This is a genomic window from Mycobacterium shunyiense, from assembly GCF_058270075.1.
In genome coordinates this window covers 1-22248 of sequence record NZ_JBZDPU010000017.1, presented here as the reverse complement: position 1 = coordinate 22248, position 22248 = coordinate 1, and the positions used below count along the sequence as shown (strand labels likewise).

Here is a 22248-nt window from a genome sequence, read left to right as displayed (position 1 = left end):
GACTTTGGGCGCTGCAAGGCGACCCGGTCGCCGGTCAAGGGCAGACTGCCGTCCGGAGCTTGCCGGGCGGGGGCGAATGCAATGCCGACGCGATCTGCTTCAGCGGCACCGGCGCGACGACGAGCGCGTCCCACGGATGTCGCTCGCGCGTGCGGTCGAGGAACTCCACGGCCCGGTGTAGGTGTCTGGGCTCGTAGTTGTGCACGCCGGTGATCGTCAGCCATTGCCGCACAACAGTTTCCGGATCCACCGCCAGCGGCGGTCCGGGGGTGACCGATCCGGCCAGCACCAGGGTGCCGCCGATGTCGAGGCGTCCCAACGCATCCGCCACGGCTGCCGAGGAACCCGTGTAGTCGATCGCCACATCGACCTGCCCACCATCGGAGGCGCGGCCACCGAACCGCGTCGCCAACGCCAGGCGGTCGGCATTGCGATCGACCACCTGCACATCGGCACCGGCGTCCGCACAGGCCGCGACTGCGGTCAGGCCGAGCATGCCCGCCCCGCCGATCAGCACTCGACGGCCGCCCAGTTCGCCTGCAGCTTCCAGGGTGGCCATCACCGTCGCGGTCGCGCAGGCCGCGGGTGCGGCGACGGCATCGGAAAGTGGGTCGGGGACCACGGCGATGGTCGTGCCGCGCGGCAGGACCACATGTGCGGCATAGGAACCCGACAGTGCCCAGTCCCCGTCGAACGGCTCATGGCCCACCTTACGCACCGACAGACATTTGGCGCTAAGACCCGACCTGCACCGTGGGCACTCACCACAGGACACCGTCACCGACCAGATAACGCGTTGCCCGACTTGAATATCCGCACCTGGACCGGCAGCGACGACGTCGCCGACGGCCTCATGACCGAGAACCGACGGGCAGGCGGCGGGACGCCGGCCGGTGACGGTGTGCAGGTCGCTGCCGCACACCGTGGCCAACCGCACCCGGACCAGGACCTCACCCGCGCCGAGCGCGGGAATAGGCACCGTCCGCACGTCGACACCCGCGCCGGTCCAGACGGCGGCCATCGTCACACGAGGCGGGATCGGATCCATCCGGACAACCTTTCGATGGCGTAGACGATGACGAAGATGACGAGGACGATCGCACCGGCGACATCGAAGTTCAACGTGCGGATCGACTCGAACAGCAGGTAGCCGACCCCGCCCGCACCGACGATGCCCAGGATGGTCGAGGTCCGCACATTCACGTCGAACAGGTAGAGGCTCGACCCGACCATGGCCGGCATGGCTTGCGGAATCACGGCGGAGAACAACGTCTTCCACCAGCCGCCGCCCACCGAGCGCACCGCCTCCAGAGGACCGGGATCGATCTCCTCGACCGCGTCGGCGACCAGTTTGGCCAGGAACCCGATGGAGCCGATGGCCAGTGCGCAGGTACCGGCGATGGGACCGAGCCCCAATGCGGCGACGAACACCACGGCCAGAATGAGTTCGGGTACTGCCCGCACCAGCAGGATCCAAGCCCGGGCCAGCCAATAGACCGACGGGTGGGGTGTGACGTTGCGGGCCGCCAGGATGCCGACCGGGATCGACAACACCACACCGATCGCGGTGGACACCACGCCGATGGCGACGGTTTGTCCTGCAGCTGCGAACAACTCACCGCCCAGCGCCGAGAAGTTGGGCGGGATCATCCGGGTAAACACGTCGGCGGCCGGGCCCACCCTGGTGATCAGGGACAGCGGATTGATCTTCAACACCGCCAGGGCTGCGATGCAGGTCGCGAGCAGCGCACCGCCGAAGAAGAACCGGGCGGCGCGCTCGCGTGCCGGGTTCGACTGCGCCGAATCCAGCAGCATCCGCCGGATCACGATGGACAGCAGCTCCATCGCGGCGATGATCGCCAGGATGACGCAGGCGATGCCGAGAGCCCGCGGATAGATCAAGCCCCGCAAGGCATCCTGCAGGGCGAAGCCGATGCCTCCCGCGCCGACGAAGCCCAGTACCACCGACATGCGCAGGTTGATGTCGATGCGGTAGATGAAGGTGGCGATCCAGGACGGGATGGCCTGGGGGACGACAGCATTGAGCATCTCGCGGAAATAGCCGACACCGGTGCTGCGGACCGCTTCCCGTGGGCCGGGGTCGGTCTGTTCGATGGCGTCGGCGAACACCTTGCCGAGCATGCCGATGGAATGGATGGCCAACGCGAGAATGCCGGGTAGCACGCCGATTCCGAGAGCGCGGACGAACAGGACCGCGAACAGCAGGTCCGGCATGGCGCGGCAGAACGTGATGACTCCCCGGGCCACCGCCTGTACCGCCGGGTGCGGGGTGGTGTTGCGGGCGGCCAAAAAGGCCAGCGGCACAGAGGCGATCGCTGCGAGCACCGTCCCCAGCACGGCCATCAACAGGGTTTCCACCGCGAGGCCGCCGATGCGTGCCGGATCATCGAGCCGGGGCGGGATCATGCGCTGCAGCAACGCGATCACTTCGTCGAACCCGTTCAGCAGTGTGGCGGGGGCGAAGTCGATCGACCAGGCCGCGACGAGGGTGGCCAGTACCGCTGCAACGCCGACCAGGTGCAGAAGGTTCGGTAGCGGCCGGCGCTGCGGTGTCGGCGGCGCGGACGGGGTCGGGCGTTCGGTCAGGTCGGTGCTCACGAGGGCCGGGCCGCCGAACGGGCTGCGGGGTCGACGCGTTGGTAGATCTCCATGACATCGTCGCGGGTCATGCCGACGGCGGGCCGGTCGAGGATCTTCTGGCCGTTGCGCAGGCCGACCAGTCGGTGGGCCCAACCCAGCGCGAGATCCACCTGGTGCAGCGTGCACACCACGGTCAGCTTCTCCTCGATGCACACCCGGAACAGCAGATCCATGACCACTCCAGCATTTTCGGGATCCAGTGAGGCGACGGGCTCATCGGCCAGCAGCAGGCCGGGCTTCTGCATCAGGGTGCGGGCGATCGCGACGCGTTGCTGTTGACCGCCGGAGAGGGTGTCGGCGCGCCGCTCGGCGTAGTCGGCGAGGCCGACGCGGTCCAGGTAGCTCAGGGCCTCGGCGCGCATCCCCTTGGGGTAGGTCAGGGCCCCGTAGCGGGGGAGCCGCAGCTGTCCGAGACCGCCGATCAGGACGTTCTCCAGGCAGCTCAGCCGCCCGACCAGATTGAAATGCTGGAAAACGAACCCCACGTTGCGGCGCAGTGCGCGTAGCTGTTTGGCCGAGGCGGTGTCGACGTGGGTGCCGCCGACCTCGACCCTGCCGGAGGTGACCGGGTGGAGTCCGTTGAGGCAGCGCAGCAGGGTGGACTTGCCTGACCCGGAAAGGCCGAGCAGCACCAGCATCTCGCTGCGCCGGACGTCGAGGCTGACCTGGTCGAGGGCCAGGGTGTCACCGAAGCGTTTGGTGACGTCGCGGGCGATGACGACGAGATCGTCGCCCGCGACGGAATGATGGGGTCCGTCCGCGCTCATGGGATCTCAGCCCTTGCACTTCTCGGAGCCGGTGACGTCACAGACGTGGCGCACGCCGCTGTAGTCCGAATCCTCGACGGGGACGAATCCCCACGCGCGTTCGTCGGTGATCCGGCAGGCGTCGCCCTGACAGAAGCCCTCGGCCTCCAGGTTGGGCACGTTCACCTTGTCGGCGAAGAGGGTCTTCAGCTTGCCGATGGCCTCGGGACCGAGGGAATCGTTGGCGGCGAACACCGACCCGGCGATCATCTCCGACTTCCAGACCGTCTTGAGCTGACCAGGTTTGAGGTCACCCTTGGCGACCATGGTCTTGTCCACCATGGTGTCGAAGGCGAAGCCGGCGTCGCAGTCACCGTTGGCGATCGCCAGGGCGGAGGAGTCGTGGCCGCCGGCGAAGATCGGCGACATGGCCTTTGACAGATCGCCCTCTGATCCGGATTTGATCACCCCGGCCTCGATCAGCCCGGCAGTGGGGTAGAGGAATCCCGAGGTCGAGCTGGGGTCGACGAAGCAGACCTTCTTGCCGGCGAAGTCCTTGAGGCCGTTGACGTTCACTTCGTCCGTCCGCGCCAGGCCGTAGGACTGGTAGCCGGGCTTGGCGCCCTGCTCCTGGATGACGGCGCCAACCGGGGTGACCTTGGCGCCGTTGACGCCGGCCACCACGTAGGCGAACGGGCCGAAGAAGGCGAGGTCGACGTTGTTGGCGATGATGCCCTCCACCACCCCGGCGTAGTCGGAGGCCTGCACGAACTCGACCTTGGAGCCGGTCTCCTTCTCCAGCAGCTTGATCAGCGGCTGGTAGCTGGCCTTGAGGTCGGTGGAGTTCTCGGTCGGGATCGCGGCCAGGGTGAGGGTTTCGGGGAAGCCCTGAGCGGTCTCGGCGTCGGTGTTGTCGGAGCTCGAACAGCCGGACAGGACGAGGGCGGCGCTGGCGGTTGCCAGGGCAGCGATGCGGGCTGAGGTGCGAGCGGTACGGAACTTCATGGCGCGCGGGACCTTTCGGGCGGGGGACGTTGGACGGGCAGTGCGCGAGCGGGGGTGCGCAGCTGCCCTGCCCCACACCCTGTGGGTTGGTCTATACCAACGGGTGCATCCAAGTTGGCGAGGAGGTTAACAACGCGGCAAGTCTTGGTCTATACCAAGACTTGCTACTGTGGGCAGGTGTCCGCGAGTGCAGAACCAAGGGTTCTCAAGCACCAGGTTGTCCGTGCGCAACTGGAGCGACTGCTCGACGACCTGGAGGTCGGAGACCCGTTCCCGGCGGAACGAGACATCGCGGATCGGTTCGACGTCGCCCGCGAGACGGTCCGGCAGGCGTTGCGAGAGCTGTTGTTGGCCGGACGTATTGAACGACGCGGCCGCAGCACTATCGTCGCGCGGCCCAAGATCCTCCAACCCCTGTCCATGGGGTCCTATACCGAGGCGGCCAAGGAACAGGGCCGCAGCGGTGGCCGCATCCTGGTCGGCTGGAGCGATCTCATCGCGGACGACATCCTGGCCGGCCAGCTCGCGATCGGCGTCGGAGGGCCCATCCTGCAGCTCGAGCGCGTCCTGACCACCGACGGTATCCGGGTGGGGCTGGAGACCACGAAGCTGCCCGCCGCCCGCTACCCGGGCCTGCGGGAGACCTTCGACTACCGCGACTCGCTCTACGCCGAGATCCGCAGCCGGGGTGTCCATTTCGCGCGCACTGTCGACACCATCGAGACCGCACTGCCAGATGCGCGGGAATCGGCTCTGCTCACCGTCGACACTCGGACACCGATGTTTCTGCTCAACCGCGTGTCCTACGACCAGCACGGAATCCCGATCGAACAGCGACGCTCTCTGTATCGGGGTGACCGGATGACCTTTACCGCGGTGATGACCGCGCCGTAGCAGGTCGATGTGTGCTCAACGGCGGTCGCGGTAGGCGCGGGGTGACACCCCGACGCGGCGTCGAAAGGCACTGGAGAAGTGGCTCGGCCGCGAAAACCCGACCAGTGCACTGATTTCGGCGATCGTCCGCGAGGTGTATCGGAGTAGATGCTTGGCGCGTTCGAATCGTAAGTCCAGCAGGTACTGATACGGGGTGGTGTGAAATGCGGCGCGAAATGCGGTGATGAAGACGGGTACCGACATGTCCACCTGTCGTGCAAGGTTCTCGAGGCTGATCGTCGAGTCGATGCTGTCTTCCAGAAACTCGATGACCGTCGCGCGAGTTGTCGCGTCCAGGGTGTCGGGTCTGCGTTCGACCGGGGGCGGCGGGTTGGCCGCGCAGGTTTTGGCGATGACCAATCGCAGAGTTTCGCCCACCGAGTCGGTGAGGAGCCGGGATGCAGCGTCATCGCGATCGGCGAGCGCGTAAATGCGCTCCACCATCTGATGGATCAGCGGATTGCGGTGTTTGATGCGAGGAACCAGCGTCGGCGCGTCGAGAAGGTGATCGGGGATGGCGATCTCGCAGTGTTCGACGGTGTCGCCCTCGACCAGAGCGGCGCATTTGTCGCCGGCCGGCACCACCCAGATGTCGCCGACCTTGGGTAGTGCCCGGCCCGACGGGCCCCAATCCAAGTCGGTCTCCATGGAACGCACTTTCCCGGCGCGGTGCACGAACAGCAGGTGGTGGTCCTCGTCGAGGCAGCACCATTCGGTGGTGGTGTGGATCTGCTCGGAAGCGAACTTGACCGACATGCCGCGGGTGGCGACCTGTGTCTCGCCCAACACGATGCGTCGGGTTCGGGGACGGTCGTCGTTCCACGGCTTCATTGCCACGCGTGAACTTCCTGAGTTATCAACGGCTACGTCAATCTGGGCAACAGGGTATCGATCCGGGGCGAAGTTGCGGGCTATTTCGATTCAAAAATATGGATGAATGGCGGCAGCAACGCCTTACGTCCTGGGTTGGTTGCGGAGTGCTCCGTGGCGAAATCGGTGGTGACACCATTGGCTCTGGCTGCCCTGGCGGGATAGCCCAGGGAATGTTGGATGCAAATGGGCGACGACAGTGGATCGGTCGAACCGGCGCGGTGCTGGGGTCATCGGTGTGGGCGTTGGCTCGTCACAACGAGCTGATGCGCCCGTATGTCAGCCAGTCACAATAGCTTCCGCCGGGTGGAGCTGCCGGCCCGATTGCGACCTGGCCGAGATCGAACGATGATCTCGGCCAGGTCGCGTGCGCCGGTGTTACTTGGCGTCCCCCGAACCGCCGGAACCGGCGTCGCTCTTGCTCGCCTTGTCAGCCTTGGCTTGTTTGGCGGGTTTGGTGAGTGCTTTCTTCAGTCCTTCGCCGATCTTGTTGGCAGTGGACGAGATTCCGCCGCGGACATCGGAGGCCAGCTTGCCCGCAGGTTTGTTGGTGGTGGCGCTCGCCTTCCCGGGAACCGCCACGAGGCTCTCTCGAACTAGGCGAATCGATGGCTCTTTGGCGGGTGCAGGCGTAACGGCTTCTGTCGCGGTTGACTCATTCGCCGCCGGGGTGGCACCGCCTGTCGGCGAATCAGTCTCTGGTGCAACAGCAGTCGCAGCCTCAGTTCTCGGCGCAGAGGTAACCGGTCCCGTCGACAGAGTTACTGAGGTTGCGGCGGCAGCATCGGGCACGGACGAAGCCGGTGGCAGCGCTGTCAGTTCGGAGGTGGGAGCAAGGAGCCGGGATAGAGCCCCGGTTGAGGCGGGATCTTCCCAGCCGAGCGCTTTCGCAAAGGTAAGCCGGCTCTTGATCAGTGACGCGAAGATGCCGTCGCTCCACCCGGGCGACCCGGGCGGCGCGTCAGGGGGTGGGTCACCTTCGATAGTGAGAAGCCCGGCGAAGCGGCCACCGCTGACTGGATCGTAGTATCCGTTGATCAGGGCGTTCGCAACTGTGGCGGGCATGGCTGCGAGTGCGTTGAATGCGCCCAGCGGGTCCCCGTCTGCGATTGCATCGACGACTTCTTGGGCGCTGTTACCTATCGCGGCGCTGGTGCCATTCACCGCGAACAGAGCCCCGATCCCGAGAGTGGCTACCACCCCCGCCCAGGATGGACCCAGGGCGGCGACCGTATTTGCCAGGTTTTGCGTGATGTCAACGGGGATGCTGAAGACATTCAGCATCGGGAACCCGGCACCGAACGCCAGGTTGAACAGTGCGCTACTGAACGTCTGGGAGGCGCCATACATGTCGCCCGACATCAGCTGATCGGAGAAGTTCTGAAGGGCCATGGGCAGAGTGGTCGTCAGAAAGTTGCTGAGCCCCGTTCCCGCCGATTGCAGTGCGGTGCTGTATGTCTGGGCGTAGCCAGACCAGTTGGCGACGATCTGCCCGAGGATCGGTGCTGGATTGTCGGCGAAAAGACCGCCGAGGGCCAACAAGCTCTCGGGTGTCTGTGTGAGCAAGTCCGCCCATGCTGCAATGGGATCGACAGCGGCAGTGAGTTCTACAGCGGCGGAGGACGCCCGCGTTATTGCTCCTGCCATTTCGGTCGGGGGTGGGGCGAGGGGCGTGGTCGCGATGACGCTGGCGCCGACGAGGGCGATCCCCGCAGTCGCATAGGGCCGTAGAGCGAGGTTCAACTCGGTCTCCTTCGGTTCAGATGAGGGCATCAGCTATCACTGACCGGCCGAAAATACGGACTGGACTGCGGATGCGCATTCACATTCTTTTTGGCTTTCGAAATATTCCGACCGGGGCCGTTGAGATGTGGTTACTCCGGCCAAATCGTCGATCTGGGGCGGGCAGCGGGCGTACCCTGACGCCGTTCGTGATGGAGCTGCCTGGGGGTTGCTCGGATGGGTATGAAGCCATGGGATGGGGACCGGCCGCTGACCCCGCGCGTTGTGTTGGAGCAGAAGGATGTCGCGGCGCGTGGCTTGGCATTCACCTTCGGCACTGAGCAGATATCCGAGCCGACAGATTGGTGCAGCTTCAGCGACACGCATCATCTGGTGTACGTATACCGCGGTGGTGCAATGCATTCGATGCAGACCGCCCTCGATTGGGGGCCGTCCGGGCAAACGCTGCCGACGGCGGGGGATGTCTGGTGGAAACCCGCCGGCATCCCATGCGCGGCCCTGGTCCAGGGCGGCATCGCAGGATACTGCGAGATCGCATTGCCGCGCCGGATCATCGGCGACACCGCGCTGCTTCCCCGGATCAAATACCGGGATCCGCTGATGCACCACTTGGTCGAGGAAATCTACAGCGTCGCCGACCGCGACGACGCGATCGCTCGGTTGCTCACCGACTCTATGGCCGAGACCATGGCGCTGCTGATCAGGGACAAGTATGCGGAGGCTCCGCCGGCGGAGCGCGAACTTCGGACCCTGGATACCGCGACTCGCGCGATGCTTGTCGAGTTCCTCAACGACGGCCTGGATTCCGAGATCCACCTGGACGCGCTGGCGCGGCTGACCGGGATGCCGGTCCAGGGATTCATCGGTGCTTTCCGTCGCGCCTTCCACACCACGCCCTACCAATTCCTGTTGGATCTGCGGATCGATCGGGCCAAGACGCTGCTGCTGACCACCTCGAAGACGATCGCGGAAATCAGTTCGTCAGTGGGGTTTTCGACGCCGAGCCATTTCGCTACGGCATTCCGGCGGCGGGTGGGAGTCTCACCCAGCGGTTACCGTCAGCGTTCGTGAGCGCCTGAGCGAGCGTCCCCGCCCGAGGCCGGGCGGGGACGGCGCGTCTACTACCTGGCATCCCCCGAACTGTCGCCCGATGTGCCCGCCGGCTTCTTGGCCGGCTTGCCCAGGGCTGACTTGATCCCTTCGCCAATCTTGTTGGCAGTAGCCGAGACTTGTTCGCTCACGCTTGAGGCAATCTTGTGGGCCGGGGCGTTCCTCACCGTTTTCAGGCCGGGTTTCCCTGGCGCCGCGACGAGGCTGTCTCGAACAAGAGGCTTCGTCTCGGGCGTCGCCTCCGTCGTTGACGTCGCGTCGGGGGACGGAACGACCTCAGTCACCGCCTTGGTTTCCGGCTCCGCCTGCGGTGTTTCGACCGATGGTGCATCGACTGACACTGTCTGCGCGGCCGGCAGTGACTTTGCCAGATCGGGAACCAGTTTCGCGGTCCGGAACTCTTCCTCCGGGTCTGGCGGCGGCGGGTTCAGGATGTCGCGGAAATTCTGACGTGTGTCGTCGAGGGAGAACCTCCACAAGTCGGCAACACCGAGGGCCGCCGTTGCGATATTCGCGGCACCATGCTGGATGACGTTGACGATTTCGCCGGGATCACCCGTTGGCACTGCCTTCACGAGTTTGTCCAGGGTGCCTGTCACCGCGCCGATGACGCTGTACGCCGACAGCAGCTGTCCGGGGCCGAGGGACCAGGCACCCATGATGGCGGCGTTGGTCAGATCCCCGGCAACTTCGAACTGCGTCTTCACGAAGTTTTGGAAGTTCATCAGCTGCGTGAACGTTGTGAAAAATGGTCCGATGGCGATGGGCATGAACGCGCCGACCGCTCCGGTGAAATCTCCGGCTGCGATTTTCTGGGCGTACGTCGTCAACGCCCCAGGGAGGGCGGCAACGAGCCCGCCGTAGGACTGCCCGAGCGCATTGGCGATGTCGCCAAGCGTTTTTCCGTCCGCGGCGAGCTTGCCGGCCAGCCCGACAATGATGGGGAACGGGTCGTCTACCTCGGCCTGGATCGCATTCTGAATCACGGTGCTCGCCTGTGCGAATACCGGGGAGAAGACCTCGATGGGGTTATCGATCGCCGCACTGAGCTGTACCGAGTGGGATTGCATCTCAGGCGGGGGCGCGGCGACTGGGGTGACTGCGATGACGCCGGCGCCGACCAAGGCGACACCGGCCGTCATATACGGCCGTAGAGCGAGGTTCAAGAAGGTCTCCTTCGCAACAGCGGGATGTCAGCTGCTGCTGACCGCGCGAAGGTATCTGGAAAGTCGCCGAACAACATTCGCATTCTGTTCGACGTTTGAATTATTGACGCGGCGAGGCGATGCCCTTGTCAGCGAGGGTCGCGGTAGTTGCGGGGCGACATGCCGACCCGGCGCCGGAAGGCGGTGGCGAAATGATTGGGCGTCGAGAACCCCACCATCGCGCTGATCTCGGTGACGGTCCGAGTTGTGTGCAGCAGCAGCGATTTCGCGCGTTCGATCCGCCGATCAAGCAGGTACTGGTAGGGCGTGGTGTGGAATGCGGCCCGAAACGCCTTGATGAAGCCGCCGACTGACATCTTCGCTTGCTGCGCAAGCATTTCGAGAGTGATCTCCGAGTCCATGCCGTCCTCGATAAACTCGATGATCTTCGAGCGGGTGGCGGCATCCAGGGTGTCGGGCCTCCGCTCGACCCGGCGCGGTGGATCCGCCGTGTACATGTCGGTGAGCAACAGCCTCAAGGTTTCGCTCACGGAGTCGGTGAGCAGCCGTGCGAGCGCGTCGCCGCGATCGGCAACTTCGTAGATGCGCTCCACCATCTGATGGATCAGCGGGTCGCGGTGCTTCACGCGCGGAATCAACGTCGTCTCGCCGAGCAGCTGATCGGGGATGGCGATCTCGCAGTACGCCGCGGTGTCGCCTACGACCAGTGACGCGCACTTGTCGCCGGTGGGCACCACCCAGATGTCGCCCACGCTGGGCAGCGCCCGGCCCGACGGGCCCCAATCGAGATCTGTCTCCATCGAGCGCAGCCGTCCGGCTCGGTGGACGTAGACCAGGTGCCGGGCGTCGTCGTAACAGCACCAATCGGTCGTCGCGTGAATCTGCTCGGTGGCGTACCGGATGGACAAGCCGCGGGTCGCGACGGCCCGCTCACCGAGCACGACACGTCGCGTCATGGGCCGATCGCCGGTCCACGGCTTCATCGCCACATGCGTCCCTCCTGCGCGCTGTCGGCTGCGTCAATCCGGCTCGGAGCGTAGCGATGCGGAGATGAGAGGGAGGGTGTTTTCGCCTTGAAGTACCGATCGGAGCGCGGTACGTGCCGACCAAAGTTGTCTTAGAAGTCTCTTAATTTCGTGACCAATTTGTGACTAATGACCTGCGGAAACACGCCGCGTAGATGCTTGACACGTTTCTGAGGAAACTCGTAGATCGGGGGAGAGGTTGCTGCGTTGTCACAGAAGTGCCCGTATGGTGCCCGTGTGGGCCGACACGCATTAGCCAGCCCCAGCCAGCGCAAACTGCCGGCTGTTGCGGCTGCAATCCTGGCGCCGGTCGCTGCGTTTTTCGCCAGCGGTGGCGATTCCCATCCGTACCCCGCTGAGCACCTCTCCAAACCCATAGCGCAGCCGGCGGCCACTGAGACCGCGCAGTGCTGCATGGAGATCGTGGCCGCATCGGCCGCGTCCGCGTCGGCTCCCTCGGTGCAGACGCTCTCGTTGAGCGCGGCGCAGGCACAGCCGGGCACCGCCTCGCGCTGGCGCGTCCTCAACATTCCCCAGTTGTTGCCCGTCGGCATCGCACCCGAGCGGGGCCTGCAGGTCAAGACCATCCTGGCCGCCCGCAGCGTCCACGCTGACTTCCCCCAGATCCACGAGATCGGCGGTGTCCGTCCGGACGCGCTGCGCTGGCACCCCAACGGCCTGGCGCTCGACGTGATGATCCCTAACCCGAGCAGTTCTGAAGGCATCGCGCTCGGCAACCGGATCGTGGCCTATGCCCTGAAGAACGCTGATCGGTTCGCGCTGCAGGACGCCATCTGGCGCGGCACCTATTACACGCCCGACGGCGGGGCGAAAGCCGGCAGCTACGGGCACTACGACCACGTTCACCTGACCACCAAGGGCGGCGGGTACCCGACGGGCGGCGAGCAGTACCTGCGCTGAGCGTGTCGGCCGATCACCGGTGTGCGTGCCGTTTAGATTCGCGTCGTGGCGCGCAGAATGTCGTTCCGCCGGGCACGATCGGTGATGAGCGCCGAGATCGGCGCGATCCGCCGTAGCGACCCTGACCTCGACGCGGGTGATATCGCCGGCTTCACCCTGCCGATCCTGGTGCGCGCCCTGGGTGTGGTCGCCATCGGTGTGGTGCCGCTCCTGGTAGTCCGCAACGGGGAAACCGCGAATGAGCAACTGGTCCCCGTCATCGGCTCGCTGGCCCTGGTGATCATCTGTGCGGCTGTGGTGGCCTGGCTGATCTCGATCATCATCTCTGGGCTGGTGGTGATGATCCTCTACCGGACCCGGCCGGCGTCGTCCTCGCGACTGGTGATGCGCATCCTGACCGACTCCTTCATGCGCATCGACGACTCCACCTCGGCGCTGATGCTGCTGGCCCTGCTGGCCGGCCTGCTGTCGTTGGCGTTCGGTCTACCGACGCGGACCGCGGACGAACTGGCCAACTCGGTGCTCGACGATCTGCTGGCGGCACAGATCGGTGTGCTGTTGGTGGCGTTGGGTTTTGCGTTCATCGCCGAGTCGATCCGCTCGGCCGCAGACATCGTCGATGACCAGTCGCTGCTGCTGGCCTGGCCGTGGGCACTGATCATCGCCTCACTCAGCTGGGTGCTGTCCACCATTGCCGGCCCATTCGAGGCCACCCGGATGCTGACCATCCTGTTGCACGAATGGCTGCCCGCCGAGGTCGACGGGCAGCCCAGCGCGCAGGTGATCGCCGAACTGGTCCCGCCCTCGGCGCGCTGGTGGGTGGCGTTCGGACCCCTGCCGATCATCGCCGCGATCTGGGCCTACGAGGCCTACCGCCACGGCGGATTCCTTGCGATCCGGCGGTTCTTCGAGGACGACGGGCCTTCGATGCCGGATGTTCCCCGCGACAGCGACGAACCGGCGGGTTAGCCTTCGCGGGATAAAGGGGGTGCAAGTGACTGTGGCCTCGTCGCTGCGCCTGGTGTGGCGCAGCCTGGGAATGCTGCGTGCGGTCCGGGGCGTGCTGGCCCTGCTGTTGGTGATCGGCGTGATCGCCTCGGCTCTGCCTTACATCACGGTGGCCGCCTTCGGCCCCATGGTTCAGGTGATCTCCGAGGCTGGAAACAGCGGAAACCTCAGCGGGGTTTGGGATTTGAGCGGACCGCTGGTGGCTCGTCAGGATGGGCTGCTGCACTCCCTGGCCGGGCCGGTGCCGTTCGCAGTGCTACTCGTGGTCTGGGCGGCCTCGCTGGTGCTGACCCAGCTCATGTACTTCGTCAACGCCTGGATCGGGGCGAGGGCCGAACGGGTGCTGCTGGTCGACATCCGCCAACGAGTCCACGACCACCTACAGTCGCTGTCCCTGGACTTCTTCCTGACGTCGCGCAGCGGCGAGTTGATGCACCGGGTGATGACGGAATCTGCTGGTGTGCAGCGACTTCTGACCGACTGTCTGCTGCCCCCGTTGATCGACGCCGTGGTGCTGGTGGTGGTGATCAGCTACCTGTTGGCCATTTCGTGGCAGATGACCGTGGCCGCGCTGGTGCTGACACCACTGGCTCTGCTCACCCTCCGATTCGCCGGCCGCCACGTGCAGGCGGTGATGCGGCGGATGATGAACGCCGAGCGGGCGATGGCCACGGAGGTCGAACAGACGATCAGCGGAATCGCAGAGATTCAGATGTTCAACGCGCAACCGCTCCGCAGCAAGCGATTCCATGCAGTGTCCGAGGAAGCAGCAAAAGGATCGGCGGCCTCGGTGGTGTGGATGCAGGCCACCGTCAATGGCTCGCAGATCTTCGTCGCGCTGAGCACGGTGGTCGTGCTGCTCGTCGGTGTCGGGTTCAGCGGGCACTTCGGGCTGACGTTCGCGGGCCTCCTGGTGTTCGCGGGTGTGGTTCCGGTGATGTTCAGTGCCGCACAACGGGTTCTAGGCGCGTACACCACCTACCAGTCGCTGGCGCCGAATGTGACATCCACCTATGAACTGCTCGACACCCAGCCGTCGGTGCGCGAAGCGGAGGACGCGGTGGCGCTGGGCGAAGTGCACGGCAACCTGGTGTTCGAGGACGTGACCTTCGGCTACACGCCTCGTCAGAATGTGTTGGAGGGGTTATCGTTCACGGTCGCTGAGGGCGAGACGGTGGGACTGGTCGGCGGAATCGGGTCGGGTAAGTCGACGGTCTTCAACCTGCTTCTGCGGTTCCGCGACCCGCAGCGCGGGCGGATCCTGTTGGATAGCCACGATATTTCGACCGTCACGCTTGTATCGTTGCGGGACCAGGTCTCCAAACTTGCTCAGTTCCCGTTCTTCACCAAGGACACCATCCGGGAGAACATCCGGTTGGCCCGCCCGCAGGCCACCGACGCCGAGATCGAAGAAGCCTGCACCGAGGCCCACATCCATTCGGTCATCGAAACCAAGATGCACGACGGCTACGACACCGTGGTCGACGTCCAGATCCCTTCCGGCGGGCAGAAACGCCTGATCGCCCTCGCACGCTGTCTGCTGCGTCGTCCTGAGGTGCTCCTGCTCGACGAGCCGACCGAGAATCTCGACGCCGACGAGCGGGCCCGCATGATTGGGGTGATCCGCGGCTACGCCAGTGAGCGCACCTGCCTCGTGGTCAGCCACGATCTGGATTTCATTGCCGCGGTGGCCGACCGGATCCTGGTGCTCGAGGAAGGCCGCATCTCACAGAGCGGCGACCATCAAGAGCTGATGGCCCAGGACGGCCTGTACAAACGGCTGCACGAGGTGCAGAACGGGAGCTAGTCGGCCGGCGCCTCGTCGGGCTCAGTCTCGGGTTCGGCGTCGGGCACGTCGCGTCGTCGCGAGAACATCAGCACGATGTCACGGATCGGCGCCTCGCGCCGGCCACCCCATTCCGGGCCGACGGCGTAGGCGGCATCGGTGGCGACGAACCGGTAGCCCGGTAGGTCCCGTTGCGGCGCGAAAGGAAACTTCATGTGCCACAAGCGGTCTGCCACGGCGACGGCGGCGTCCGGTGGCATCGGCCGGTCGATCCCGAGCGGAATACAGATGTCCTGCGTGTGAATCAGGATGTCCAGCAGCGGATCGACCTCTTTGGTCAGCGGCGGGCGCTTACGCGAGCCCGCCATGGCGCGCAGTCGTGCGGTGATGGCGGCGGGCTCGGACGGATCTTCCAGCGCCGCCCGGCGAACCATCGCGTCGAACCGGAAGCCCGACTTGAGCGCCGCCGGCAACATCTCGCCGATACTCGCGTGGGACTGCGTGATGTGGATGGCCACCTCGCGCACCGTCCAGCCCGCGCACAGTGACGGGGTGGCCCACTGCTGCGGTTCGAGGGTGTCGAGGAGATCAGCGAGGTGTCCGCGCTGTTCATCGACATTGCGCCAGATCGTGTCGGAGTCCATGGCCGCTCCTATCGTCAGGGTTCTCTGAACAAACTAGTCGGGCCTGCAAACAGCACTCTGGCCCAGCACCGGGTGCTGGGCCAGAGTTTCGGCTCCGTGGATCAGTCGGTCGCGAACGCGGCCTGCGCCTCTCTGTTGAGGTCGATGTATTTCTCCTCGCTCACGTCGACCGCGACGCCCTTGATGGTGCCGCCGGTGAACCGCCCCGGGTTCTGGTACAGATCGGACACGTTGTCGCCGCTGTCGAACCCGACGCACAATCCATCCCCGGCCAGGGTGAACTTGCCGGTCTGGGCCCGCATCGGTCCCTTTGCGGCCTCTTTGCCGTCTACGTAAAGAATTGTGGTTCCCAGGGATTCGCCATGTTCACCCTTCTTCTCCCAGATGAACTCCATGCCCAGTGCATGCTTGCCTTCCGGAAGCGGACCGGAGACAAACACCTGCTCGGGTTTGATACCGAGGAAGTTGTAGACGTAATGCAGCTTGTTGTCCTTGATGAACAAGGAGTGCCCGCCGAAGCGGGAACCGTGCGCGAACAACACGCCCTGGGCATCCTTTGTCATATCCACGTCGGCAATGATCTTGTAGGAACGGCCGCGGATGTTGACCGCCACACCCTCGGGCACCGGCGCGGTGTCCGGGTAGTAGAGGTAGCGGGTGCGGGGCGGTTCGAACTGGGGCCGTTGAATAGTGATCAGGTCGACGGCGGTGCGGTCATCGAGGGGCAGAACGTAGTTGTTCTTGGCCTCCTCGTTCCACGCGTCGATCAGCTCCTTGAGCTTGTCCGGGTTCTGATCGGCCACGTTCTTGGCCTCGGAGCGATCCTCGTCGACGTGGAAGAGCTCCCACTTGTCCTGATCGAAATGGCCTTTTCCGCTGATCGGCGCGTGCAGTGCTGACGCCTTCCAGCCGTCCTGCCAGATGCCGCGGGTGCCCAGCATCGCGTAGTACTGCCGCTTCTTGGTGGTGGGGGCATCGGCGCCGTCGAAGCTGTACCGCATCGACACCCCGTTGACCGGGTACTGCTTGATGCCGCGGTACTCCTCGGGCATCTCGATGCCCGCGACGTCGAGGATCGTCGGGACCACGTCAGTCGCGTGGTGGTACTGATGGCGCACCTCGCCCCTGGCCTTGATGCCCTTGGGCCAGTGGATGACCATCGGATCGCAGGTGCCGCCCGAGAACTGCGAGTAGCGCTTGAACATCTGGAACGGCGTGGAGAACGCCACCGCCCAGCCCGTCGGATAGTGGTTATAGGTATCCGGGGTGCCGAGCTTGTCGAGCATCTTCATGTTCTCGGCCAGGTCATCGGGGTAGCCGTTGAAGAACTTGTTCTCGTTGACCGAACCGTTCGGCGAACCCTCACCGGACGCGCCGTTGTCGGCGCAGTAGAAGATGACGGTGTTGTCCAGCTGCCCGGTCTGTTCCAGGTAGTCGACGACCCGCCCGACCTGGGCATCGGTGTATTCGGAGAAACCGGCGAACACCTCGGCCATCCGGTTGAACAACTTCTTCTCATCGGGGTTCAGCGACTCCCACGGCCGCACCGCGTCGGCCTCCGAAGCCACGTCGGCCGGCAACGGGTTGATCGGGGTCAGCTCGGTGCCCTTGGGCATGATGCCCTTGTCGATCATCCGGCCCAGTACCCACTCCCGGTAGGCCTCGTAGCCGTCGTCGAACTTGCCCTTGTACTTTGCGGAGTACTCCTCCGGGCTGTGGTGCGGAGCGTGGTTCGCGCCGGGGCAGAACCACATGTACCAGGGCTTGGACGGGTTGCTGGAGCGCTGGTCCCGCAGCATCCGGATCGCTTGATCCGCAAGGTCTTTCGACAGGTGATAGCCCTGTTCTGGGGGGTACGGCTGGTCGATGAACCGGTTGTCCTCGGACAGGTCGGGATACCACTGGTTGGTTTCGCCGCCGAGGAAGCCGTAGAACCGGTCGAAGCCCTTTTGCAGCGGCCATTCCGATTTGCTGCCGCCGCTGGAGACGTCCTCTTCGGGGACGTTGTGGTCTTTGCCCACCCAGAAGGTGCTGTAACCGTTGTCCTGTAGCACCTGCCCGACCGTCGCGCACTGTGCGGGCAGTCGTGCCGCCGCACCGGGGAAGCCGTCGGAACCTTCGGTGATGGTCGCGAACCGGTTCACATGGTGATTGCGGCCGGTCAACATGCAGGACCGGGTGGGCGAACACAGCGCCGTGGTGTGCCATTGCGAATAGGTGAGTCCGTTGTCGGCAAGCTTCTGCAGCGTCGGCATGTTGATCCGGCCGCCATATGGCGACCACGAGGCCATACCGGTGTCGTCGAAGAGCACCACCAGGACGTTGGGTGCGCCCTCTGGGGCGTGCTTGAGCTCGAAGGGCTTCCAATCCGGCTTCGAGTCACGAACATCCAGTTCGATCTTCCCGTCGAAACCTTCGTTGATGCCGGTCCCGTAGTCGGGAGGGCCGGCTTTGCCAATAGCGCCCGGCTTTCCAGAGTTGTCTTCGCACCCGGCGACGAACGCGCCGGCAGCGGCTACTCCGACTCCGGTGGCAGCGATGCCCCCCAGCATCGAACGTCTCGACAATTTGCCGCGCTTGTTGTCCTCGGATTGGCCCATGTCATCGGTATTCGATTCCATGTCCGCTGACACTATGCCCGATTGGACAGATTGTCCGGATAAACGACGGCACAAGTTGCTAACGGTTGATTTGCATTGTGGGCCAATGCATCACCCATTATGGGTGATATTCCTACAGCGGTATCGGACGATTCAAATCGTCGGCGTCATCGTCGGCGAGTAGTTCATGAAAACTGCGCAATGCCGACGCGCACGCCGCCCGCTCGGCCGGATCGAGTCGATCGAGTACCTTGCTGAGTTCCCGCCTGCGGCGGGTGTTCACCTGCCGGACCAGTTTGCGGCCGCGGTCGGTGAGCGCCAGGGTGACGACACTGCGGTTGCTCGGGTCGGAGCCGCGCGTCAGATGGCCGGAGGCGTCCAGCCGGTCGGCCAACCGCGTCACCGTCGACCCGACCACCCCGAGCGCCTGCGCGCACTCCGTCGATGTCGACTTCCCGCGCGCCTGGAGCACGAGCAGCAGCCGGCACTGTGGCAGTGAGATCTCCAGTTGCTCGACGCTGCGCAGCGCCACGCCGACCAGATCTCGGGTTGCGACTTCGAATGCCGATAGTTCATCGACCGGAGTTCGAGTCATCTCGTGCTGCGGCGCGCTGCCCATCCAGGGAGTATCCCATGCGAAGGGGCCCGGTGGTTGTGAGTCTGCTGTGGAGGCCTGATGTTTTGGCCTATTACATTCAATGCATTCGGGCCGGCTCAACATATCTCTTCCAAAAATGCTGTGCAACAGCACAATTCGAAAATATGAATCGACTCACGAGCGTCGCCGCATTTGGTTTTCCGGCGCCGGGTGAGGTGTGGACGCAGGGCGACCCTCGTCCGTGTCGGTGCAATCCCGGCGACGCCCAGCCATCACGCCCATACTGATTATTGTGCGCCCGAGGTCATGGCCGGCGGCGGTGTGGAGATATGTGCGCAGCGCCCCGCTGACCTATGCCTGGTTGGTCGCGCTGCTGGTCACCACGATCATTCAGCGCCAAATGCATGGGCGCGAGCTGCATGCCCTGTTGGTCGAGAGCTCCACCAACATCCACCACCTGGGGACGGATCCGCTCTACGTGTTGGTCACCAGCCTGTTCTGGATCGACGGCCGGTACTGGACGCCATACCTGGTGTTGTTCAGCCTGATACTTGCCCCGGCAGAGCGCTGGCTCGGCCAGATCCGTTGGTTGGCAGTAGGTTTGATCGCCCACGTGCTGGCGACCTACATCAGCGAAGGCCTGCTGTACCTGGCGATCCACGATCACGTCGCACCCGAGCGGCTCGTTCATGTCCGCGACGTCGGGGTCAGTTATTTTCTTGTCGGGGTGGGGGCGGCGTTGGCCTACCGCATGCCGCGACCGTGGCGCTGGGTCTATCTCGGCGCGGCGTTTGTGTACTTCGGTGCCGCCCTGGTCAGCAATATCAACTTCACCGCGATCGGCCACATGGCGGCGCTGCTGATCGGGCTGTGCTGCTATCCGCTCACGCGGAGGGATGGTCGGGGTCGGCGGGTGGCGCGGCGGCCGGCGGCGCCGGTTTCTACCGCAGGGTCGTGACTACCGCCGGTCAACAGCCCGGGTGTGGAAAACCGTAGCGGTCAAGACCACGGTTGGGTCAGCAACGCCACCACCGCGTCAGTCAACGTCGCGCGGGCGATCTCCAGGTCCGACGTGAAGCCGATCTGGCGCTCGTTGCTCAGTCCCCGGATCGCGGCGGGCAACAGGCACCGTACCCGGTACAGCTGGTCCGGGTCGAGATCGAGCCCGTCCATCAGATAGTCGAACCCCTGAATCCAGTCGAGTTCGCGTGCCGCGAAAGCCGCTGCGGTCAATGGATACTCGGCTGCGATGTCGGAACGGCGGGCAGGAAGCGAGGTGCGCAACGCCGTCAATGCCCGACCTTCGGTGGTGTCCAAGTACGCCCAGACCGAGTCGATGGCTGTAATCACCCGCTCCCGCAATGTGCCTGTGCGCGCCGGTCTGTCTGTGTCGGACGACCAACTGCGGGAGTGAATCTCGGTGATCACCGCCACCCACAGCCCGTCCAGATCGCCGAACTGATGCTGCACCGTGCCCCAGGTGACGCCTGCATCCTTGGCGATGCGATTCGCCGACACCGGCTCGCCGCCGCTGTCGGCCAGGCAGTGGATGGCGATGTCGAGTAGGCGTGCCCGGGTCTCCAGGCCGCGCTTGTTCAACCGCGTGCCCGCGGCGGACTGGATGGCCGCAGACGGGACCGCGGCCACCCACTGTTCTCGAGCGCGGGTGGCCTGCGGGGATTCGCGGGAGTTCAGGCGAACCGCCCGGGGTTCGCCGCGACCGGACGTCGTAGCGTCGGCCGGTTGGCCCGGTATGCCTGCACGACGGGCGCGAGTTCATGTGGACTCGCACCATGCATGATGACCGAGTGAGTGCCCAGGTCATACTGCCGGGCAATGGTTTTCGCGCAGTCCTGCGGCGATCCCTTTGCTACCGAGTCCAGCCATTCGGCGGGAATCAGGTCGGCGATGCGCTGCAGCGTCTCGAACGAGGCACTGGCGTCGATCGGCCCCGCGGCGGCTGCGTCGGCGAACAGATCGGTCTGCTTGATCCGCTCCCACGCCGCGGGGTCCCAGCCGTTGGCCGACACCAACACGTCCGCGTACGCCTGCAGGTACGTGGCGAGCCGCCCGACCCCGCGACGCATCTGATCCTCCGGCGACAATGCGTCGGGGACCGTGGCCAGGCACGCCCAGATGCGGATACTGTCGGGATCCCGGCCGGCGCGTTCCGCGCCCCGGCGCACTGCCTCGACCGACGAAGTCGTCGCCTCGTCGGAGAAAAAGGTATGGAGCACAACGAAATCGGCAATCTCGCCGGCGAGCTCCATCGTCTTGGGGCCGACCGCCACCAGTCCGATCGGCGGTCCGTCGGGCAGGCCGCTGGCATGGCGCAGGAACGGCCACTTCCCGGCCGGGCCGTCGTGGTCCAGGATCATCTCGCCGGCCCAGAGTCGGCGCAGGATGCCGAAGAAGTCGCGGAGTCGTGCCTCGGTCACCACCGGCAGACCGATCGCCTGCCAGTACGCCGCCATCCCGCGGCCGAACGCCATGGCGAAGCGGCCTTCGGTGAGTGCGTGCATGGTCGAGCCGATCGTCGCGGTGACCGTGGGATGGCGCGTGTGGTAATTCGTCGACGGCGCGATGCCCAGCGTGGTGCTGGCGCCCGCGACCGCTCCCGAGAGGACCGCCGGGTCCTTCACCGTGAAGCGTTCACCGATGTGGCAGGAGCCCAAGCCGAGTGCATCCGCGGTACGGGCTTCGGGCAGGACCACCCGGACGTCCGCGGGGTGCCGGGTCACGGCGTAGTAGCCGAGCTCGTTGAGCTGGTCTTCGGGCTGGTTCGCGCTCAATGACATGCCTTTCGTTCCGCGGACGTCTAGCACTGTCAGCCCGGCGAGGGCAATTGTCAATGAGGGTTCTCAATGAATGGGAGGGTGGCGGCGTTCGTCGGGCGCAGGCAAGATCAACCGCGCGCACGACGGTGAAGAATGCCGTCCTCCGCAGTCGGTTGACGTATTGTGCTGCAACCACTCTCGTGGTCTTCTGGTGCTGCAGCGGCAGCAATCACCGACGGGCGGTGACCGCTCGCCCGCTACCGGTCCGGCTTACCAGCGAGTGCCGTCGAGCCCGGGAATCACGCACCGGCCGTCAGCGGCCACCCGCCCAATCACCATGCCGTCATATCCCGTGCACGGTGAGTTGAGCGGCTCGCAGGTGTTGACGGACGTGATCACCTTGTCGGGGCCGCAGGCGGAGCCGGGCGCTGGTGGGTCGGCATAGGCGACGGCTGTGCTGAAGCCCAGCGTCAGCATTGCTGCAGCAGTAACGACGAGTGAGTGGGTCGCGTTGAACATGATCGGTACCTCCGGCCAATGGCCCCCGACAAGTGGCAATGCTACTCGTGTGGTCGTAGTCGGTTCCGATTGAGGTGAGCCCGTTGTAGTGGTCCAGTCGTTATGGGACTCTGTTGCCCGAGTGCTCGGGCAGGAA

General features: G+C 65.1%; 20 protein-coding genes. 6 read left to right on the top strand and 14 right to left on the bottom strand.

Translation table 11 applies throughout. From position 1 onward, the window contains the following. Positions 1–34: 34 nt before the first annotated feature. From AC4ELH_RS21135 to AC4ELH_RS21120, 4 genes are read right to left on the bottom strand one after another with little or no spacing between them, the layout of a single operon-like run. Entirely contained in the window at positions 35–1048 is a 1014-nt protein-coding gene (locus AC4ELH_RS21135) for a zinc-binding dehydrogenase (RefSeq protein WP_498886419.1), read from the bottom strand. Beyond that, the gene (gene phnE / locus AC4ELH_RS21130) at positions 1024–2619 is read right to left on the bottom strand and encodes a phosphonate ABC transporter, permease protein PhnE (RefSeq protein ID WP_448449120.1); all 1596 of its coding nucleotides are present in this window, start codon (positions 2617–2619) and stop codon (positions 1024–1026) included. Before phnE ends, AC4ELH_RS21135 begins: the two co-directional genes overlap by 25 nt. Further along, the gene (gene phnC, locus AC4ELH_RS21125) at positions 2616–3428 is read right to left on the bottom strand and encodes a phosphonate ABC transporter ATP-binding protein (RefSeq protein WP_448449119.1); all 813 of its coding nucleotides are present in this window, start codon (positions 3426–3428) and stop codon (positions 2616–2618) included. The genes phnE and phnC overlap by 4 nt, the downstream gene beginning before the upstream one ends. Before the next feature lie 6 nt (positions 3429–3434). Further along, positions 3435–4412 (bottom strand): phosphate/phosphite/phosphonate ABC transporter substrate-binding protein, encoded by a 978-nt coding sequence (locus AC4ELH_RS21120; protein ID WP_498886417.1) that lies wholly within the window; start codon positions 4410–4412, stop codon positions 3435–3437. 177 nt (positions 4413–4589) lie between these two features. Here AC4ELH_RS21120 and AC4ELH_RS21115 point away from each other — a divergent pair, with 177 nt between their 5' ends. Next, a complete protein-coding gene (locus tag AC4ELH_RS21115) occupies positions 4590–5306 on the top strand; it encodes a GntR family transcriptional regulator (RefSeq protein WP_448449117.1) in 717 nt (238 codons plus the stop codon). Between the two features lie 15 nt (positions 5307–5321). On the opposite strand, the gene AC4ELH_RS21110 is transcribed toward AC4ELH_RS21115, so the two are convergent. Both AC4ELH_RS21110 and AC4ELH_RS21105 read right to left on the bottom strand, forming a co-directional pair. Beyond that, complete coding sequence (locus AC4ELH_RS21110) at positions 5322–6176, bottom strand: AraC family transcriptional regulator (protein ID WP_448449122.1); 855 nt, start codon at positions 6174–6176, stop codon at positions 5322–5324. A 417-nt stretch (positions 6177–6593) separates the two neighbouring features. Beyond that, the gene (locus AC4ELH_RS21105; RefSeq protein WP_498886415.1) at positions 6594–7781 is read right to left on the bottom strand and encodes a hypothetical protein; all 1188 of its coding nucleotides are present in this window, start codon (positions 7779–7781) and stop codon (positions 6594–6596) included. Between the two features lie 393 nt (positions 7782–8174). Between AC4ELH_RS21105 and AC4ELH_RS21100 the strand changes: the two genes are divergently transcribed. Then, complete coding sequence (locus tag AC4ELH_RS21100; RefSeq protein WP_498886413.1) at positions 8175–9029, top strand: helix-turn-helix domain-containing protein; 855 nt, start codon at positions 8175–8177, stop codon at positions 9027–9029. A gap of 50 nt (positions 9030–9079) precedes the next feature. Here the strand turns inward: AC4ELH_RS21100 and AC4ELH_RS21095 are convergent, their stop codons facing one another. Together AC4ELH_RS21095 and AC4ELH_RS21090 are read right to left on the bottom strand one after the other, a co-directional pair. After that, a complete protein-coding gene (locus AC4ELH_RS21095; protein WP_448449114.1) occupies positions 9080–10234 on the bottom strand; it encodes a hypothetical protein in 1155 nt (384 codons plus the stop codon). 128 nt (positions 10235–10362) lie between these two features. Then, positions 10363–11190 carry a helix-turn-helix transcriptional regulator gene (locus AC4ELH_RS21090; protein ID WP_448449113.1) on the bottom strand — a complete coding sequence of 276 codons (828 nt, stop codon included), beginning with the start codon at positions 11188–11190 and terminating at the stop codon, positions 10363–10365. Between the two features lie 306 nt (positions 11191–11496). Here AC4ELH_RS21090 and AC4ELH_RS21085 point away from each other — a divergent pair, with 306 nt between their 5' ends. Genes AC4ELH_RS21085 through AC4ELH_RS21075 form a run of 3 tightly spaced genes read left to right on the top strand, consistent with a single transcriptional unit; the run spans position 11497 to position 14995 of the window. Next, complete coding sequence (locus AC4ELH_RS21085; protein WP_448449112.1) at positions 11497–12180, top strand: VldE C-terminal domain-containing protein; 684 nt, start codon at positions 11497–11499, stop codon at positions 12178–12180. A gap of 57 nt (positions 12181–12237) precedes the next feature. Continuing rightward, complete coding sequence (locus AC4ELH_RS21080; protein WP_418010853.1) at positions 12238–13149, top strand: hypothetical protein; 912 nt, start codon at positions 12238–12240, stop codon at positions 13147–13149. Between the two features lie 25 nt (positions 13150–13174). Next, the gene (locus AC4ELH_RS21075; RefSeq protein ID WP_448449111.1) at positions 13175–14995 is read left to right on the top strand and encodes an ABC transporter ATP-binding protein; all 1821 of its coding nucleotides are present in this window, start codon (positions 13175–13177) and stop codon (positions 14993–14995) included. Here the strand turns inward: AC4ELH_RS21075 and AC4ELH_RS21070 are convergent. From AC4ELH_RS21070 to AC4ELH_RS21060, 3 genes are all read right to left on the bottom strand, one after another. Continuing rightward, positions 14992–15618, bottom strand: a complete 627-nt coding sequence (locus AC4ELH_RS21070; protein ID WP_448449110.1) for a maleylpyruvate isomerase family mycothiol-dependent enzyme — start codon at positions 15616–15618, stop codon at positions 14992–14994. The two genes, AC4ELH_RS21075 and AC4ELH_RS21070, sit on opposite strands and share 4 nt — an antisense overlap. A 101-nt stretch (positions 15619–15719) precedes the next feature. Beyond that, positions 15720–18239, bottom strand: coding sequence for an arylsulfatase (locus tag AC4ELH_RS21065; protein WP_498886409.1), 2520 nt, complete (start codon positions 18237–18239; stop codon positions 15720–15722). Positions 18240–18351: 112 nt separating this feature from the next. Continuing rightward, complete coding sequence (locus tag AC4ELH_RS21060) at positions 18352–18837, bottom strand: MarR family winged helix-turn-helix transcriptional regulator (RefSeq protein WP_418008807.1); 486 nt, start codon at positions 18835–18837, stop codon at positions 18352–18354. 271 nt (positions 18838–19108) lie between these two features. Here AC4ELH_RS21060 and AC4ELH_RS21055 point away from each other — a divergent pair, with 271 nt between their 5' ends. Continuing rightward, on the top strand, positions 19109–19774 hold the full coding sequence (locus AC4ELH_RS21055) for a rhomboid-like protein (protein ID WP_498886407.1): 666 nt from the start codon (positions 19109–19111) through the stop codon (positions 19772–19774). Positions 19775–19815: 41 nt separating this feature from the next. Here the strand turns inward: AC4ELH_RS21055 and AC4ELH_RS21050 are convergent, their stop codons facing one another. From AC4ELH_RS21050 to AC4ELH_RS21040, 3 genes are all read right to left on the bottom strand, one after another. Then, positions 19816–20463 (bottom strand): TetR/AcrR family transcriptional regulator, encoded by a 648-nt coding sequence (locus tag AC4ELH_RS21050; protein WP_498886405.1) that lies wholly within the window; start codon positions 20461–20463, stop codon positions 19816–19818. 44 nt (positions 20464–20507) lie between these two features. Beyond that, positions 20508–21614 (bottom strand): TIGR03857 family LLM class F420-dependent oxidoreductase, encoded by a 1107-nt coding sequence (locus AC4ELH_RS21045; RefSeq protein ID WP_498886403.1) that lies wholly within the window; start codon positions 21612–21614, stop codon positions 20508–20510. Between the two features lie 249 nt (positions 21615–21863). Further along, entirely contained in the window at positions 21864–22112 is a 249-nt protein-coding gene (locus AC4ELH_RS21040) for a hypothetical protein (protein ID WP_463790429.1), read from the bottom strand. Positions 22113–22248: the final 136 nt, after the last annotated feature.